Origin of the sequence: Hyphomonas sp., assembly GCF_046313735.1 — a bacterium.
Lineage (GTDB): Bacteria > Pseudomonadota > Alphaproteobacteria > Caulobacterales > Hyphomonadaceae > Hyphomonas.
Window position 1 is genome coordinate 1 of record NZ_JBKBXW010000039.1, and the last position, 17,459, is coordinate 17,459.

Annotated in this window: 15 protein-coding genes; 10 read left to right on the plus strand and 5 right to left on the minus strand. The window is 66.0% G+C overall.

Translation table 11 applies throughout. The annotated features are described in order from the left end of the window. Positions 1 to 740: 740 nt before the first annotated feature. Positions 741 to 1,652 carry an ABC transporter permease gene (locus ACK4SV_RS15255; protein ID WP_409918705.1) on the minus strand — a complete coding sequence of 304 codons (912 nt, stop codon included), beginning with the start codon at positions 1,650 to 1,652 and terminating at the stop codon, positions 741 to 743. Continuing rightward, entirely contained in the window at positions 1,652 to 2,623 is a 972-nt protein-coding gene (locus ACK4SV_RS15260) for an ABC transporter permease (protein ID WP_409918706.1), read from the minus strand. The genes ACK4SV_RS15255 and ACK4SV_RS15260 overlap by 1 nt, the downstream gene beginning before the upstream one ends. Before the next feature lie 131 nt (positions 2,624 to 2,754). Between ACK4SV_RS15260 and ACK4SV_RS15265 the strand changes: the two genes are divergently transcribed. The 6 genes from ACK4SV_RS15265 (at position 2,755) to ACK4SV_RS15290 (ending at position 9,503) form a co-directional block, all read left to right on the plus strand. Continuing rightward, positions 2,755 to 3,165, plus strand: a complete 411-nt coding sequence (locus tag ACK4SV_RS15265; protein ID WP_409918707.1) for a TIGR01244 family sulfur transferase — start codon at positions 2,755 to 2,757, stop codon at positions 3,163 to 3,165. Between the two features lie 122 nt (positions 3,166 to 3,287). Then, positions 3,288 to 4,226, plus strand: a complete 939-nt coding sequence (locus ACK4SV_RS15270; protein WP_409918708.1) for a hypothetical protein — start codon at positions 3,288 to 3,290, stop codon at positions 4,224 to 4,226. A gap of 33 nt (positions 4,227 to 4,259) precedes the next feature. Next, positions 4,260 to 5,162 carry an MBL fold metallo-hydrolase gene (locus ACK4SV_RS15275; protein ID WP_409918709.1) on the plus strand — a complete coding sequence of 301 codons (903 nt, stop codon included), beginning with the start codon at positions 4,260 to 4,262 and terminating at the stop codon, positions 5,160 to 5,162. Between the two features lie 176 nt (positions 5,163 to 5,338). Continuing rightward, a complete protein-coding gene (locus ACK4SV_RS15280) occupies positions 5,339 to 6,955 on the plus strand; it encodes a peptide ABC transporter substrate-binding protein (protein ID WP_409918710.1) in 1,617 nt (538 codons plus the stop codon). Positions 6,956 to 6,984: 29 nt separating this feature from the next. Continuing rightward, the gene (locus ACK4SV_RS15285; protein ID WP_409918711.1) at positions 6,985 to 8,097 is read left to right on the plus strand and encodes a DUF3667 domain-containing protein; all 1,113 of its coding nucleotides are present in this window, start codon (positions 6,985 to 6,987) and stop codon (positions 8,095 to 8,097) included. A gap of 8 nt (positions 8,098 to 8,105) precedes the next feature. Beyond that, a complete protein-coding gene (locus tag ACK4SV_RS15290) occupies positions 8,106 to 9,503 on the plus strand; it encodes a 2OG-Fe(II) oxygenase family protein (RefSeq protein ID WP_409918712.1) in 1,398 nt (465 codons plus the stop codon). A gap of 13 nt (positions 9,504 to 9,516) precedes the next feature. Here the strand turns inward: ACK4SV_RS15290 and ACK4SV_RS15295 are convergent, their stop codons facing one another. After that, positions 9,517 to 10,056 carry a hypothetical protein gene (locus tag ACK4SV_RS15295; protein ID WP_409918713.1) on the minus strand — a complete coding sequence of 180 codons (540 nt, stop codon included), beginning with the start codon at positions 10,054 to 10,056 and terminating at the stop codon, positions 9,517 to 9,519. Positions 10,057 to 10,342: 286 nt separating this feature from the next. On the opposite strand from ACK4SV_RS15295, the gene ACK4SV_RS15300 reads away from it, so the two are divergent. Both ACK4SV_RS15300 and ACK4SV_RS15305 read left to right on the plus strand, forming a co-directional pair. Further along, on the plus strand, positions 10,343 to 13,294 hold the full coding sequence (locus ACK4SV_RS15300) for a TonB-dependent receptor domain-containing protein (protein ID WP_409918714.1): 2,952 nt from the start codon (positions 10,343 to 10,345) through the stop codon (positions 13,292 to 13,294). Between the two features lie 207 nt (positions 13,295 to 13,501). Next, a complete protein-coding gene (locus ACK4SV_RS15305) occupies positions 13,502 to 14,032 on the plus strand; it encodes a hypothetical protein (protein WP_409918715.1) in 531 nt (176 codons plus the stop codon). A gap of 9 nt (positions 14,033 to 14,041) precedes the next feature. Here ACK4SV_RS15305 and ACK4SV_RS15310 read toward each other — a convergent pair whose 3' ends face one another. Both ACK4SV_RS15310 and ACK4SV_RS15315 read right to left on the minus strand, forming a co-directional pair. Continuing rightward, complete coding sequence (locus ACK4SV_RS15310) at positions 14,042 to 14,938, minus strand: class I SAM-dependent methyltransferase (protein ID WP_409918716.1); 897 nt, start codon at positions 14,936 to 14,938, stop codon at positions 14,042 to 14,044. Next, positions 14,935 to 15,750, minus strand: coding sequence for a TrmH family RNA methyltransferase (locus ACK4SV_RS15315; protein WP_409918717.1), 816 nt, complete (start codon positions 15,748 to 15,750; stop codon positions 14,935 to 14,937). Before ACK4SV_RS15315 ends, ACK4SV_RS15310 begins: the two co-directional genes overlap by 4 nt. Before the next feature lie 107 nt (positions 15,751 to 15,857). Here ACK4SV_RS15315 and ACK4SV_RS15320 point away from each other — a divergent pair, with 107 nt between their 5' ends. After that, positions 15,858 to 17,267, plus strand: a complete 1,410-nt coding sequence (locus ACK4SV_RS15320) for a hypothetical protein (RefSeq protein WP_409918718.1) — start codon at positions 15,858 to 15,860, stop codon at positions 17,265 to 17,267. Further along, on the plus strand, positions 17,264 to 17,459 hold a 196-nt coding region (locus tag ACK4SV_RS15325; RefSeq protein WP_409918719.1), incomplete at its 3' end, for a hypothetical protein. The genes ACK4SV_RS15320 and ACK4SV_RS15325, both read left to right, overlap by 4 nt.

Sequence of the window (17,459 nt, forward strand, 5' to 3'; positions counted from 1 at the left end):
CGCCATCGGGAACAAACCCCCGGCGGCGCTGATCAATCATGCTGGCGTCACCAGTCCGCCAGTGTGAAAAAGGCCGGAAAACTCTAGCCGGTAGTGGTCCAGACTTGGGTCTCAGAGCATCTAATCGAGAGAGTCTGCAAATTCATGGCCGGAATTCCGGGGGCTGGGTCAACTGCCCTACTCCATGTCACCCCGGCGGACGCCGGGGCCCAGAGACGTTGAGTGCGGCGCTTGTGAGTCTGGGTCCCGGCGTTCGCCGGGATGACAAAGTAAGACGCATACGGATAACAGGATTGAAACAGCTTCAGCCGGACAGGGCTTCCCCTTCCGGTTTTGCTGGCCTTGAGGTCCTGCGGAAGGGGCTGGGGCCCATCATGTCCGGGGACGGTAGGATATTCAAGGTTTGACAGTTCTGTCCCCGTGGCCACGGAGCCGTCCCCATCCGCAGTTTGGCCGGCCGGGAGACTCCCATAACCCGGACGGCCGACCCGAAGCCGGAAAGCCCGGCTTCGAAGAGGAGTATCGCATGGGGCGAACCCGGTCGGATTGGGAGGGGTGGTTTTTCCGGGTGCCCGGCTGCGGAGCTTTCAGGGCGCGCCCGGTTTGGAGCTGTGAAACCCCATAAAATACTGGGCCCCGGCGTTCGCCGGGGTGACATGGAAAAAGCTTGGTGGCCGGGCGAAGCCGGCTTCAAAAACGTGGATAGGGCCTTGCTTGCGCCGCAGAGTCTGGCGGGCGGCTCAGCGTTCCTTGGGATCGAGCGCGTCGCGCAGGCCGTCGCCGATGAAGTTCAGGCAGAGCAGCGTGACCGACATGACGACCGCCGGAGCAATCAGGATCCAGGGCTTTTCTTCCATCACGCGCGTGCCCTCGGAGATCAGCACGCCCAGCGAAGTCAGCGGCTCGTTCACGCCGAGGCCGAGGAAGGAGAGGAAGCTCTCCGCAAGGATCACGACGGGGATCGTCAGCGTCACATAGACCGCGACCGGGCCGATGACATTCGGCAGGATGTGGCGCGTGATGATGCCGGCCTGCGAGACACCGGCGGCGCGGGCCGCCTCGATGAATTCCTTGCCTTTCAGGGCGAGCGTCTGGCCGCGCACGATGCGGCTCATGGTCAGCCATTCGATGGCGCCGATGGCGGCGAAGATCAGCACGATGTTGCGCTCGAACACCGTCAGCAGCAGGATGACAAAGAAGATGAAGGGCAGGGCATAGAGCACATCGACAATGCGCATCATGAAATTGTCGACCCGGCCGCCGAGATAGCCGGCGGTGGCGCCCCAGGTGACGCCGATGATGAGGCTGACGAGTGTGGCGACGAGGCCGACCGTGAGCGAGATGCGCAGGCCGACCATAAGGCGGGCCATCAGGTCGCGGCCCTGCAGGTCGGTGCCCAGGATGTGCCAGTTCTGCAGCGTCGGCGCGATCATCCGGGCGTCGGAAATCGTGCGGTAGTCATGCACCCACACCATCGGGCCGAACACGGCCATCAGCACGATGAAGCCGAGCACCCACATCGAGGCGACGGCCGCCTTGTTGCGGAAAAGGCGCGCGCGGGCATCATCCCAGAGCGAGCGGCCGCCGGTGATGGCGGTGCGCACGGTTTCGGCGCGGCCGGTGGGGTCGAGGATCGGATCGAGGCTCGCCATCAGTCGTACTTCACTTTCGGGTCGAGCATCGCATAGAGGATGTCGGCAATGAGGTTGAGCACGATGATCAGCGCCGCATAGACGATGATTGCCCCCATCACGAGGGTATAGTCGCGGTTGAGCGCCCCATCGACGAAATAGCTGCCAAGGCCCGGCAGGCCGAAGATCTTCTCGATCACGACCGAGCCGGTCATCACCTTGGCGGTCGCGGGGCCGGCATAGGAGACGAGCGGCATCAGCGCGGCCGGCAGGGCGTGGCGGAGGATCACGTCGCGCTCGGCGAGGCCCTTGGCGCGGGCGGTGCGGATATGGTTGGAGCGCATCGTCTCGATGATCGAGGCGCGCATCAGGCGCGAGATAATGGCGATCTGCGGCAGGGCGAGGGTCAGCACCGGCAGGGTCATGTTGTGCCAGCTCATGCCGATGTTCGGCCATGTGCCGAGCCCGCCCACGGCAAAGATGCCGGCGCCGAGGGCGAAGATGAGGATGAAGATCGGGCCCGTCACGAAGGTGGGGATGGAGATGCCTGCCATGGCGACCCCCATCACGCCATAATCGCCCGCTGTATTCTGCCTGAGGCCCGCGAATATCCCGAGCGCGGTGCCGAGGATCAGCGCGACCAGCATGGTCAGGCTGCCAAGCGCCAGCGAAATCGGCAGGCCGTCTGCGATCAGCTCGTTCACGCTCTTGCCGAGCGTCTTGTAGGAGGGGCCGAAATCGCCCTGCACGACACCGGCGACATAGGAGAAGTATTGCTCGTGCAGCGGCTTGTCGAAGCCGAACTTCTCGGCAATCGCCCGCTCGGTGGCCGGGGGCAGGCGGCGGTCTGAATCGAACGGTCCGCCGGGCGCGGCGCGCATCATCAGGAAGGCGACCGTGATGATGGCCAGCATCGTCGGAATCGCGATCAGCAGGCGCCGGGCGGTATAGCCCCAGGGAATACGTCGTACGGCGCGCTGCAGCGTTTTCACCGGCGGATAGCCTCTGGTCACAAAGGGTTGAACGGTCTAAGCCACGCCCGGCTTGGCAAGGCCCCACTTCCTTCCTAGCTTGCCAGGCGGCGGGATCAAGCAATCGGCTGCAAGTTCAGGAGTTTTCGAGCATGGTTGACATTCGGCGCGTCACTCCGGATTTCGCGGTCGCCCCGCAGATCACCGAAGAGGATGTCGAGGCGATTGCCGCAGCAGGTTTCAAGACGCTGATCGCCAACCGCCCGGACGGTGAAGGCGGGGTGGACCAGCCGCGCATGGGCGCGATCCGCGTCAAGGCGGAGGCGCTCGGGCTGACCTTTGCGGCGCTGCCATTCTCAGGCGCCCCGACGCCGGAAATCGTCGAGCGGATGAACCATATCCTGAACGAGGCGCCCCAGCCCGTGCTCGCCTATTGCCGCACCGGCACCCGCTCGGTCACCGCCTGGGCGCTGGGCCATGCGGGGCAGGGCGCCGCTGACGACATCATCGAGGCCGCAGCGGGGGCCGGATATGACCTCTCCAGCCTGCGCGACCTGCTCTAAGTTACTGTAAGTTGAGGGCCCCGACACAGTTGCGCCGCAAAGCGGGTGTTGAAGCGGAGGCAGAGCCGTGCAAGGGAAATGCCCGCATGGGGCCGGATGCTGAGGCACCAGGAGTAAAGGCAATGTCAGGCCGCTTGTGGACCGACGATTTCAAGTTTGATGCAGGCACAATCCTGGTCAAGAAAACCGGCCACCGGATTGTTCCGGACCTGGCGCTGCTGCACAGCATCTTCACCTGGTTCTGCTTTTATTTCTTCGTCCAGACCTGGCGCACTTCGCGGATGCTGGCCGGTCACCGCCGCCCGCGCATGGCCTTCCATCCGGACAAGCCCCGGCCCTGGTATTTCATCTGGTCGGTGATGCATGTTTCCGGCGCCAGGCTCGTCGATGACACGGCCGAGGCCGACATCGTCATGCAGTTCGATGATTCGACCGAGACCCATAACAGCCTGCCGCGCGTGCGCCCCGGCGCCCACCTCCTGAACTTCAACTGCACGGACATCTCCAAATCCCGCGTCGCGGCGGCCTTCGAGAAGGTCAGCGGCGAGGGGCTGGCGGTCGATCCGCGCACCTTCATGGGCCGGATGGTTGAGAAATCCGAGCTGAACGCCGCCCATGATGGCCGCGTGCTCGAAGGCCCGCTGGACGCACCGGTGCCGGGCAAGACCTATCAGCGCCTGATCGACAACGAAATTCCCGGCGGGCTGGTCGAGGACCTGCGCTGCTGCCTCGTCGGTGGGAAGGCGATCATCGTGTTCCGCAAGCGCCGCCCGCTGGCGCGCCGTTTCCTCAACGAGAATGTCGAAGTGCTGCTCGACGAGCCGAAGAATTGCTATTCAGCTGATGAAATCACCGTGATCGAGGCCTTTGCTGCCGAAATCGGGCTCGACTGGGGCGGGGTGGATGTCCTACGCGACAAGGCGACGGGGAAGATCTTCATCGTCGATGCGAACAAGACCGATATGGGCCCGCCAGTTGCGCTGAAGCTCGGGGCGAAACTCCGGGCCACAAGGCGGATGGCGCGGGCCTTCGCCGAGACGTTCGCAGCGGCGCCGCGCTGATCGCTCCCCCGGCACACGGGTTCGAGGAACAGTATGGCAATTCCCTTCATTCGCGAGATCGAGTTCGAGTATGGCCGCGTCGATCAGGTCTCGCCGCTGATCCGCCGCGTGATCGCGAACAATCCCGGCCCGTTCACCTATACCGGCACCGGCGTCTACATCATCGGGCAGGGGCGCGTTGCGGTGATTGATCCCGGCCCGGACCTGAAGGAGCATTTCGAGGCGCTCAAGCGCGCCCTCGAGGGCGAAACGGTCAGCCATGTGCTCGTCACCCACGGCCATTCCGACCATTCCCCGCTGGCGCCGGTGCTGGCCGAATGGGCCGGCTGCTGCACCTATGCCTGGAATAACGGCGTCCACACCGCCAAGGACGAGCTTGGCAGCCCGGATGACCTGCGCTTCGTGCCGGATGTCTATGTTCGCGACGGCCATATCTTCGAAGGCCCCGGCTGGACGCTGGAGGCGATCGAGACGCCGGGCCATACGTCCAACCATCTCTGCTTTGCCCTGCATGAGGAAAACGCCTGTTTCACCGGCGACCATATCATGGGCTGGTCCACCACGGTCGTCTCGCCGCCGGATGGCGACATGGGCGACTATATGGCGAGCCTCGAGAAGATCCGCGCGCGCGGCTTCGAGACGCTCTGGCCGACGCATGGCGAGGCGGTGCGGGGCAGGGACTTCGTCAACACCTTCATCACTGAATACGCCAATCACCGCAAAGCGCGCGAGGCGGCCATCCTGGCGCAGATGCAGGCGGGCGTGACGCACATTCCGGATATTGTCTCGGTGCTTTATGCCGAGGTCGACAAGCGCCTGCACCCGGCCGCCGCGATGAGCGTGCTCGGCCACATGATGGACCTGATCCGCCGGGGCGTTGTCGCTTCGCCGGATGCGGCGCCGACCCCGCGCTCGCATTTCGAACTTGCCTCCTGAATGGGGCGGCTGCGGCAAACCTTCCCCTTGCGCGCTCGTTGCGGGGCAAGGACGGTCAGTAACTGACATTTGTGCGGCGAAGTCTTTGCAGCTTGCCCCCGGTCTGGCACCAAGGGTGACAGAACGGTCATGAGCTGCGGAGGCGGCCGGCCATCCAGTTGAGGAGTGACAACGCGATGACCCTGAAATCCCTGATGGCCGGAGCGGCAGCCTCGCTCCTCGTGCTCGGCCTTGCAGCCTGTGGCGGCCCGCGCGGCGATGATGTGCCCACCCTCCGGCGCGGCATCTCGGCCAAGGTCGACACGCTCGATCCGCACAAATCCTCCGCCGCCTGGGAAAACATCGTCATCGGCGACATGATCATCGGCCTGATGACCGACGGGGTGGACGGCCAGCCTGTTCCCGGCATGGCCGAGCGCTGGGAAACCGACGAGACCGGAACGGTCTGGACCTTCCATCTGGGTGATTATGTCTGGTCGGACGGGGTGCCCGTCACGGCGCACGATTTCGAGTTTGCGATGCGGCGCATCCAGCTGCCGGAAACGGCCTCGCAATATGCCTCGCTCCTCTGGCTGATCCGCAATGCGCAGGCGGTGAATGCCGGCGAGGTGCCGCCCGAGCAGCTTGGCGTGCGGGCGATTGACCACAAGACGCTGGAAATCACGCTGGATTCCCCGGCGCCTTACTTCCTCGGCCTGCTGACGCATTACACGACCTTCCCGGTGCCGCGCCATGCGGTGGAACGCTACGGCGATGCCTGGATCCGGCCGGAGAACATCGTGGTCAACGGACCCTACCGGCTGGCCTTCTGGCGCACGGGCGACCAGCTCGTCTCGGAAAAGAACCCGACCGGCTTCGGCGCGGCGGAAGCCTGTTTCGACCGGGTCGTCTATTTCGAGCTCGAGAATGAGACCGCCGTCGAGAACAAGATCGCGGCCGGCGAACTCGACATCAACAATTTCTTCTCCGGCGCCCGCCAGGCCGAGATCGAGGCGCGTTTCCCCGGCTGGCCGCGCACCTATCCCGGCCTGCTGACCACCTATTGGAGCTTCAATATGGAGCGCACGCCGTTTGACGATGTGCGCGTGCGCAAGGCGCTGTCGCTGGCCCTCGACCGGGAGTTCATGGTCCGCAGCGTTCTGGCGCCGGGCTTCCAGCCGGCCTATGCGCTGGTGCCGCCGGCCATGGCGAATTACGAGACGGATCGTCCGGCCGTCTACTGGGCGGAGACGCCGCGCGCCGAGCGCCTCGAACAGGCGCGCGCCCTGCTGCAGGAAGCCGGCTATGGCCCGGGCAATCCGCTGCGCTTCGAATTCATCCACCGCTCGACCGGCGACAATCCGAAGGTCGCGCCCATCGCCCAGCAGAACTGGGCCGAGATCGGCAACTGGGTCCAGCCGGTGATCGTGCGGCAGGATACTAAAGTGCTGTATGCGCGCCTGCGGGAGAAGGATTTCGTGGTCGCTGATGGGGCCTGGCTCGCCGATTATGACGACCCGCTGAACTTCCTTTACCTGCTGATGTCGGAGACCGGGCAGCAGAACTATAGCGGCTATGCCAATCCCGAATATGACCGGCTGATCGAGGCTGCGATCCGGGAGCTCGACCTTGTGCGCCGCGCCGAGCTGTTTGCCGAGGCGGAAAAGCTGATGCTGGAAGACTATCCCATCACGCCGATGTGGAACCAGGTGACGCAGGACCTTGTCGACCCGACGCTGACCGGCTGGGTGGGCAATGCCAAGAACAACCACCGCTCGCGGTTCCTTTGCCGGGATGGTATGAAGGCTGAGTGAGCTGACAGCGCGCTGCGCAGGAGGGCAGGGTGGAGCATGACGCGGAAGCTGCGGGCCTTGCTTCGGCCGGGGCGCTCAGCAGCGGAATGCGTCATCCGGTGGACACCGGCGAGCCGTGTCGCAATTGCGGCACGCTGGTCACCGAACGCTTCTGCCCTGCCTGCGGCCAGCTGGGCGCGAGCTTCCAGCGCCCGGGCTACAGCCTGATTGCCAGCAGCATCGGCGACCTGTTCGCCTTTGATGGCCGATTGTGGCGCACCCTGCCCGCGCTGCTCTTCCGGCCGGGGCGGGTGACGCGGGACTATATCGACGGCAAGCGGGCCCGCTATGTGCCGCCCTTCCGGCTGTTCCTGCTGTCCTCGGTGATTTTCTACATCATCGTGTTCGGCGTGCTGGAGCGCCAGCCCTGGATGCTGGAGTTCCGCTTCAATCCGGCGATGATCTCTGGCCGGACGATGCAGTTTGATGGCGTCACCCTGTCGCTCGGCGATGATGAGGCGGTCACGGAATTGCGCGCCCGGCTGGATGAGGCGGTGCTGGATCCCGCGCAGCGCGCGGCGGTCGAGGCGGCGCTGGAGGAAGCGCGCAGCGGCGATGTGATGAGGCAGTTCATCCGGCCGGACGGGTCGATCGACCGGGAGATGCTGCGCGCGGCGATCGCCGAAGAAGCCGGGCCGGAGATGCCCCCCGCTCAGGTCGCCGCCGCGCAGGCCTCGGCAGACCGGGTGGTGCGGATTTACGAGAACCAGACAAGGGTGGCCCAGCGGCTGAAGGAATGGGCCCCGCGCCTGACGCTGCTGTTCATGCCGGTCTTCTCGCTGCTGCTGGCTTTTTCCTATGCCTGGCATCGGCGGAAATACATCTATGACAACCTGATCACCGGCCTGCATTTCCAGACCTTCCTGCATGTGCTGCTCGGCGCGCTTGTGCTGGCGTCCGTGGCCTTTCCGAAATTCGCGCCTTTCTCGCCTCTCGTGGCAATCCCGGCGATGTTCGCGTATCTCGGCCGCACGCTGCGGGTGGCGTATGATACCGGGCATATCCTGGCCGGCCTGAGGGCCACTTTCCTGCTCTTCGCCGGCTTTGTGGTCGTCTCGATTCTCGGCGGGCTGCTCGTGATCGTCACCTTCGTGATGGTGTAGGCACGGCGATGCTGGTGACCCTGGAAGCCCTCACCCGCCAGGCGGGTCAGCTGAAAGCCGCCGGCCGGGTGGAGGAAGCCCTTGGCCTCTACCGGCAGGCGGCGCAGCGGTTTCCCACGAACGGCGTGGCGCTTCACAACCTCGCCAGCCTGCTGGGCGATCTCGGCCAGCACAAGGAGGCGGCAGAGATCGCGGCCCGGGCGCTGAAGACGGGACTCGACGCACCGGAAACCTGGCTGGTGCTGGCGCGGGCAGAGATGGGGCGGGGCGAGCTGGACGCGGCGCGCCGGGCCTACCGCGAAGTGCTGCGGCGCCGGCCGAATGCGCTGCCGGCGCAGTTCGAGGCGGCGCAGCTGATCTGGATGACCACGGCAGACCGGTTTCAGGCGCTGCGCGGTCTGGAGGCGGCCCTGCGCCGGCCGGGGGCGGACCCGATGCTGCTGATGGTGAAGGCGCAGGCGCTGGAATTCATGGGCGATGTTCCTGCAGCGCTGGGGGCCCTTGTGGGGCCGGCGGAAGAGCCGGGCTGCCCGGTGCAAATGCTTGCCTATGCGGCGCACCTGTCTGCCGAAGCGGGCGACCCGGCCCTGGCGATCCGGTTTGCGGAAGCCGCTGTGCGAACCGCGCCGGCCGATCCGGCAACGCGGGAGGCGCTTGCCCGCGCGCGGCTGGCGGCCGGGGATGCGCCGGGTGCAGAGCAAATTCTTTCACCCCTGTCAGCGCAGTTTCCGGGCCTGCAGCATGTGCGCGCGCTGCTGGCCACAGCCTGGCGGATGATGGGCGATGCCCGCTACCGGGCGCTCTACGATTATGACCGGTTCGTGCAGGCGCGCCCGCTGAGCGTGCCGGAGGGGTGGACGAGCCTTGAGGCTTATGTCGCGCAGCTGGCGGCGGAACTGAAAGCGGCGCATCCGTTCCGGACCCATCCGTTCGGGCATTCGCTGCGCCAGGGCAGCCAGCTTCCGGATGTGCTGCAGCTGCAGAGCCCGGCTCTCGCCGCATTCGGCGAGGCGCTGTCAGGTCCGCTGGGCGCCTATCTGGAGGCGCTGGGGCAGGGGGAGGGGCCGCTGCCGGGCCGCAATACCGGCCGGGCGCAGGTTGCGGGCAGCTGGTCGGTCTGGCTGCGGCCGGGCGGCTATCATGTCGACCATGTGCACCAGGAGGGGTGGATTTCCTCGGCCTGCTATATCGAACTGCCCGGCGCGGTGAATGCCGGCGGCCGGGAAGGATGGCTGCGGTTCGGCAAGCCGGGGCTGAGCCTGCCGGAGGCGCTTCCCGCCGAACACTGGGTGCGCCCCGAGCCCGGGCTGGTGGCGCTGTTCCCGTCCTATATGTGGCACGGCACCGAGCCGTTCAGCGGGGACGAGCCGAGGCTGACCATGGCCTTCGACCTCGTGCCCGCCTGAGGGCGCGGCGGCGTCAGGAAACGCGCTTCACCCGGAAGGCCGGGCTGCCGTCAATATTCATCAGGAAGCTGCCCAGCGCCGCGCGCCGGATGCGGGCCTCGGAGGCGCGCCGGAGGGTCGAGGCGTTGACACGGGTCGTGTCGATCTGTTCCCAGACCTGCCCGTTCTCGAGGGTCACGATGGCGCGCTGCGACACATTGCTGATCCGCGCCGAGCGGACTTTTTCGGTGACTTCGGTGACTTCGCCGCGCTGGCCGTCTCCGCTCCGCTGCAGCAATGCGCCGAGGCTGGGCAGGGACAGGCCGAAGGAGTCGCGCTCAAGTTGCTCGATCGCGGCGGTGTCGATGGCCTGGACCTCGCCGGCCTGCTGGCGCTGCTGAAGCTCTGTGACAGCCTTGTCAAAACAGGCGAGGCGCTCGGCATCATTTTCGACAGCGCGACACGCGTACACCCCCGCCATCGGATCAGACGGCTGCGCGAACGCCGGGGAAGCGGCGTATGTCGCCAGAATCACGAAGCCGAGCGATTGCGTCAACGTTTTGTAAAGGGCCATTTGTTTCTCTCCGGCGACCATGCCGGGAACAATCTTGCTCGATTTCTTCCCAACCGCTACCGGCTGGTTCAGTTTTCCGCCAGCTGCCGGCCTGTATTCCCTGCAATCTGCAGCTAATTAGTCACACTCGGAGAATTTGTCGAAGGTTTTGCGACACTGTGGTTGACTGCCACCGCACGGCTTTGGTTACTGCGCGGTAAGGTCCGGGAGTCGGGCTGACATCGAACGCTCAGAACTGCGCTGAAGCCTGTCTTCGCTCGGGCGCGCAATTTTTTTGGAGGTTAACTTGAACGAAGCTACTTGGAAAAAGCGGCTGCTGTCGTCGACCCTGTTTGCCGGCGCGATGCTGGCAGTCGGCGGCCCGATGGCCGCAGCGCAGGAAGTCGATGAAACGCCCGTCGAGACCGTGTCGTCGACCGACGTTGAAGGCGAAGCGCGCCAGCAGCGCATCACCGTCACCGGCTCGCGCCTCGTCCGCCGCGACGAAGTTGCAGAGAGCCCGATCGTCACGGTTGGCCAGGATGCGTTCACGACCAGCGGTCTGACCACGGTCGAGCAGTACCTCAACACGCTGCCGCAGATCACGCCCAGCCTGTCGTCGCAGTCGAACAACCCGAGCTCCAACGGCCGCGCCGTTCTGGACCTTCGCGGTCTTGGTTCGGGCCGTAACCTCGTCCTCGTCGATGGCCGCCGTGGCATGCCCTCCTTCGCGGGCGGTACGGTTGACATCAACACCATCCCCGCTGCTCTGATCGAGCGCGTCGAAGTGATCACCGGCGGTGCCGCTTCGACCTACGGCGCTGACGCTGTGGCCGGTGTTGCCAACTTCATCCTGCGCAAGGACTTCGAGGGAGTCGAGTTCGACGGCCAGTACCGCGCAGCGCTGGAAGAAGGCGATGCGGTCGAGTGGGGCGCAGGCGTCACCATGGGCAGCTCGTTTGCCGAGGGCCGCGGCAATGCCATCCTGTCGATGAACTACTTCACCCGTGAAGTCGTCGGCAAAGGCGCACGTGCCTTCTCGGCCCAGGCCAGCAGCGCGACCGGCATCTTCCCGGGCGGCTCTTTCGTGCCCGGCACGAACGCACCGAGCGACGCAGCTGTGGCTGCCATCTTCGGCGCAAACCAGTGTAACGCTGGCGGCACCTACGGCTTTAACCCCGATGGCTCGCTGTTCTGCGTCGGCGTTGGCGGCAACCCGAACCGCAACGTGGTCGGCTATACCGGCCCGCAGTCGGACATTGCGACCCGCTTCTTCCCTGACTTCTTCTCCTACAACTTCGAGCCGGACAACAACCTCGTCCTGCCGCTGAACCGTTGGAACGTCTACACTTCGGCGGACTATCAGGTGAACGACTATGTCCGGGCCTATGGCCAGTTCATCTTCACCAACTACAACGCCACCCAGGAGCTGGCCCCGACGCCGGCAGCTGTCGGCACCGTGCCGGTCACCAACCCCTTCATCGGGCCGCAGCTGGCGGCGCTGCTCGCATCGCGGCCGAACCCGGATGCTCCGTTCACCTTCAACAAGCGTTTCAACGATCTGGGCGGCCGGACCGGCGCGACGGACCACAATGTCTGGCAAATGACGCTGGGCTTTGACGGTTCGCTGCTCGGCACCGAGACCTGGACCTATGACGTTTACTGGTCGTATGGCCGTTCGTCGCTGAACGAGATTCAGGGCGGTAACGTCCGTCTGGACCGCACCCGCGAACTGCTGAACGCAGCCGATGGCGGCGCCTCGCTCTGTGCTGGCGGCCTCAACCTGTTCGGCGCTGCGCCGATCAGCCAGGCTTGCCGGGATCGCATCTCGCTGCGGGCGAAAAACCTCACCGAGATCGAACAGCAGATCATCGAAGCTGTGATCCAGGGCGAAGTCATCGAACTGCCGGCTGGCCCGATCCAGGCTGCTTTCGGTGTCCAGTACCGCGAACTCGACTTCAACTTCCTGCCTGACTCCGGCCTGACGCCGGGCGTTGTGGCCGGCTTCAACGAGCAGCTGCCGACCTCCGGCTATCTCGACTGGTACGACGCCTACACCGAGGCACTCGTTCCGGTGCTGAAAGACCTGCCCTTCATCGAAGAGCTGAACCTGACGCTCGGCTACCGGGTGACGGACAACAGCCGTTCGGGCTCGTCCGACACCTACAAGATCAACGGCGACTGGAAGGTCAACGATAACTTCCGCTTCCGCGGTGGCTATCAGAAAGCCATCCGGGCACCGAGCATCACCGAGCTGTTCGCTCCGGTGCTGAACAACTTCCCGAACTTCACCAACCAGGACCCCTGCAACACCACGGGTGCTAACCTGACCGCTTCCTTCGGTCGTGGCGGTCCGAATGGTGCGCAGGTTGCTGCACTTTGTGCGGTGCAGTCGGCAGTTGCCGGTGGCCCGAACTATGTCCAGCCCGCTGGCCAGGCCCGCGGTCTCGTCGGCGGCAACGACCAGCTGCAGCCGGAGACCTCGAACTCCTACACCTTCGGCTTCGTGGCCAGCTCGCCCTTCACCGGGAACTCCTTCGTGGAGAGCCTCGGCCTGACGGTCGACTACTGGGCCATCGAACTGGAAGATGTCATCGCGTCGGTCGGCGCGGCAACGATCGTCCAGCGCTGCTTCAACCGAGATGGTGCGAACCCGAACTTCGACCCCAGCAACATCTGGTGTACGCTGTTCCAGCGTGACCAGAGCGATGGCGGCGTCATCAACCTGCAGCAGTTCTCCCGGAACCAGGCCTTCCTCGAAACGAGCGGCGTCGACGTGACCGCGCGTTGGGGTGTGGACCTCGGCACCATGGGCGCCCTGAACTGGAACCTGATCGCAACCTGGGTTGAGAAGTCCACGAGCCAGACGACGAACGTTGACCCGGTCAACGACTTCGTTGGCACGATCGGTTCGGGCACGGGTTCGGCAACGCCGGAGTGGAAATTCACGCTCAACACGGGCTATTCAAACGACCGTGTGAACATGAACCTGCGCACGCGCTACATCGACAACATGAAGCACGCCGGAACGGTCACAGGCGGCAGCCCGCTGACCAACACCCCGGTGCCGGCAACCTGGTATCTCGACCTGAACGGTACCTATGCGCTGACGGACTTCGTGACACTGCGCGCAGGTATCAACAACCTGCTCGACCAGCAGCCGCGTCTCTACTCGCCGAACATCCAGGCCAACACCGACCCGTCGACCTATGACGTGGTTGGCCGCGCGGCCTTCGTGGGTGTGAACCTGCGCTTCTGATCCGGCCTGAGGCCTGCCTGGCAGGCCTCAACGCCAAGACTGCAGGCGGCGGTCCTTCGGGGCCGCCGCTTTCTTTTTGGGCTTGTTGCCAGGCATCGCGGCCCCTCGATGCCCCGTGCCCCCCCTGATGAGGGGGGTGACGGGGGCGGGGGAGTTTTGCATAGGTCGCGGCGGACACTAGCTGCAGGCTGAGGTGGGGACCGGACCGTGACGCAGAAATCAATTCGTGGACTGATGATGGCTCTGGGGCTTGCTGCTGCGGCAGCCTGCGCGAGCTCGCCGGCGGCTGCACCAGCAGCGCCGGGTGCTTTCGCGGCCGAGCAGCCCGGCCTGCAATGGCGGCGCATCATCCAGACGGAGCAGCGCTTCTCGGTCTATATCAGCGAGCCAGCGGTGCGCGAGGGCGACATCGTCCGGTTCCGGATGGTCTATGTGTACCAGCCGGGCGCGGTGAGCCTCTATGGCCGCGAGGTTGCCTGGCAGGAATATGATGATGTGCGGCTCGACTGCGCGGCCGAGCGTGTCGTGATGGGCAATCGGACGCGGTATGCCGTCAATGGCGAGGCGTTTGGGCAGGATGCCGATAATACCTCCGCGCAGATCATCGGCCATGCCGTGTTCCGGTCGCAGGACGTGCATTGCAAGGCGAAGCCCTGGACGGGCATGAACCTCGTCTCCGGCGGGCCGGGATGGATTGCGCGGGCGCGCGCGGCGATCCTTGAGGACAGCCCGCTTTAAGCCTTTGCGTCAGCCAGCGTGCCAGCGGGCATAGAGCGCCGTCGGCAGGAGGCGGTCCGAGCCTTGCTGGGGCAGGGCCATCTCGCCCATCTCGAGAACGCCGCCGAAATCTTCCGTCCGGTCACGGACGGCCTGGGCGAGGGCAAGATAGGACAGGCGTACGGCATAGGCGGTGGCGATGATGAACAGCGGCCGGTCGCTCATCAGGCCGCGGACGGCGTCCAGCAGCGCCGGCAGGTCTTCCTCGAAACGCCAGGTTTCGTTCTTCGGGCCGCGGCCGAATTTCGGCGGGTCGAGCACGATGGCGTCATAGCGGTTGCCGCGGCGGATCTCGCGGGCGGCAAACTTCATGGCATCATCAGCGATCCAGCGGATGGGCTTGTCGCCAAGGCCGGAGAGGTCCTGGTTCTCGCGGCCATAGCCGTTGGATTTGGGGCTCGCATCGAGGTGGACCACTTCGGCGCCGGCGGCGGCGCAGGCCAGCGACATCATGCCGGTATAGCCGAACAGGTTCAGCACTTTCACCGGGCGGCGGGCGGCGCGGATCGCTTCTTGCGCAAATCGCCAGTGTACGGAGTGTTCCTGGAACACGCCCATATGCCGGAAGGCGGTGCGCCGGGCGGTGAAGGTCAGGCCGTTCCAGCGCATCGGCCAGCTTTCGGCGGCGCGGGGGGAGAGGATTTCCCAGTTGCCGGCGCCGTCCTCGTCCTGCGCCTTGGTGACGAAGCGGGCGTCGGCGCGCCAGGTCTCCACCGGCCGGGCGGGCTGCCAGAAGGCCTGCGGGTCGGGGCGGATCACGGTTTGCGAACCGAAGCGCTCCAGTTTCTGCAGATGGCCGCTGTCGAGGAGGGCGTAATCCTCCCAGTCATCGGCGATGAGGAGGCGGGTCTCTGTGCGCAGGCTCATGCATAGCCCCGCTGGCGCCAGGCCTCATAGATCATGACGGCGCTCGCCTGGGCGAGGTTCAGGCTGTCGGCGCCGCCGCGCATGGGGATGAGGGCGAGGGTGTCACAGGCGTCCTCGATCCAGTCCGGCAGGCCGGCCTGTTCATTGCCCATCAGGATGACGGCGCCTTTGTTCAGGTCTGCCCCGTCATGGCGGACCGTGCCATTGACCGAGGCGGCAGTGAGCGAGAGGCCGGCCGCCTTGCGCCAGGTGTCAAAGTCGCAGAAGCCGGATGCGGCGAAGGGCATGTCGAACAGCGAGCCCATCGAGGCGCGGACGGCTTCGAAGCTGTAGGGGTCGCAGGTTGTGCCGAGGAGGATGACGCCGCTGAGGCCGGCGCAGTCCGCCGTGCGCAGGATGGTGCCGAGATTGCCGGGGTCGCGCACTTCAAAGAGGGCGATGTAGAGGCCGCCGGAGGCCGGGGCCGGCAGGTCAGCCAGCGAGAGGTGGCGCTGGCGGAAGGCGGCGACGACGCTCTGCGCGTTGTCCTTCTGGGTGATCTTGCTCATCAGCCGTTCCGGCACGAGCACGACCCGCGCGCCGGCAGCCTCGGCGCTGGCGGCGATGGACGCAATCGCGGCGCGGTCTGCCATATCTGCCGCAATCACGACGGTTTCGGCGTGCCAGCCCCGGGCGAGGCCTTCGGCCACGATGCGGGCGCCTTCGGCCAGGAACAGGCCCGTTTCGGCGCGCTCCTTCTTCCGCTCTAGGCTTTTCAGCAACTTGATCAGCGGATTCGACGGGCTGGTGATGTATTCGGGCGGATTTTTCATCGTGGGGGAGAGGCCTGTTGGCTCCGGCTTGCGGTCTGTTATGGCTTAGGGCATCCCTCGGGGCAGAGGGTCGTGCCGGATTGTGGATCAGGGAGGTCAGCGACGTAATGCGCCTGCTTGACTATCTGATTGGTGGCTTTGCCCTCCTGACCCTGCCCGTGCTTGTCTGGTGGGGCATCTACCAATCCCCCCAGAGCGCTGTAAACCTTGAAGCCCGGCTTGAGAATGCAGCAAGGGCGGCGCTGTCTGGCCCCGATGTCGCCTGGGCCGAGGTGCGGATGAATGGCCAGACAGCGGTTCTGTCCGGGAATGCCCCGTCCGAGGATGCCGTGCAGGAGGCAGCGGCGCGCATCCTGCGCAGCAGCGGGCCCGGCGGCCTGATCCTCGGCGGCGTCACGCAGGTCGAGCGGCGCACGAGCGCGGCGCCGCCGGTGTCGCCCTTCGTCTGGCAGGCAGAAAAGACCGGCGAGGGGCTCATCATCCTGTCGGGCCATGTGCCCTCGCAGGCGATCCGGCGGCGGCTGGTGGAGGAAGTGAGGCTTGCGGCCCGCAGCGCGGTGGAGGACCAGATGGTGCTGGCCGCCGGGGCGCCCGAGGGCAATTTCCAGGGCGTGGCGCGTCTTGCCATCAGCAACCTCGCAAAGCTGGAAACGGGCCGGGCGGAGATCCGCGATCACCGGCTGCGGCTTGAGGGCGAGACGCGCGATGCCGCTGTGCGCAAGGGGGTGGTTTCGGCGATCTCGTCGGTGGCCGCGCCGTTCCGGGGCGAGCCCCTGCTGGGCGGCGGGGGCGACTGGCGGGCGCGCCATGAAGGCGGCGCGCTGGTGCTGTCCGGGCGGATCCCGGGCGAGGCCGAGCGGCGGCAGATCCTCGCGATTGCGCGGCAGGGGGCAGGGGGGAACGTCCTGGACGCGATGGAAACCGGCAGCGCCCCGGATCCGGCGTTGCTGGCCGGGATTGCGGCTGGTCTGGCGCATTTCGCCGGGTTCACGAGCGGGGAGATGGTCTATGACCGCGCGCTCGGCCGTTTCGTGTTCACCGGGGAAGCCCCGGCGAGCCGGTTGTTTTTCCTGCGCGAGGACCTCGCCCGCAGCCCGTTGCGCCAGCGGAGCATCATTGCGGCGGAAGGGCCCGGCGATGGCGGGGCGCTGGTGGCGGTTGCGGCGTTTGAGGCGGCCGGGGCGGCAACGCCGTGCGAGAGGGCGGCGGGGGCTGTGCTCGCCGCCGGGCCGCTCAGCTTTGCGCCGGGCACCGCGCGGATTGCGCGGGAGAGCGCTGCAGCGCTCGATGCGCTGGCGGCGGCGGGGGCAGCGTGCCCGGCCGGCACGCATTTCGAGCTGGCGGCTGCAGGTTCCGGCGCGCAACAGGGACTTGACCTTGCGCGCCAGGCCGCGCTTTCAGAGTTTATGGCAGAAGCGGGTTTCGCAGCCCACCGCCTGGAGGTTATCACCTCTGCGGCAGGCGGACCCGATGGCCGCGTGACCGACCTCAGGATCAAGCACCGGAGCCCTGAATGACCTGGCTGATCGCCCATATGTGGATTATTGCGTGCGGCGCGGCCGTTCTGGCGCTGTTGTTCGGCTGGTCGCTGCGGGGGATGTTCCTTGTCGGCCGGCTGCGCCGGGCTGAAGTCGAGCGCGAGCTGACCAAGGTGGAGCTGTCCGAGGCGCGCGAGGAGATCGAGCGGCTGTTTGCGGCCCAGCGGAAGG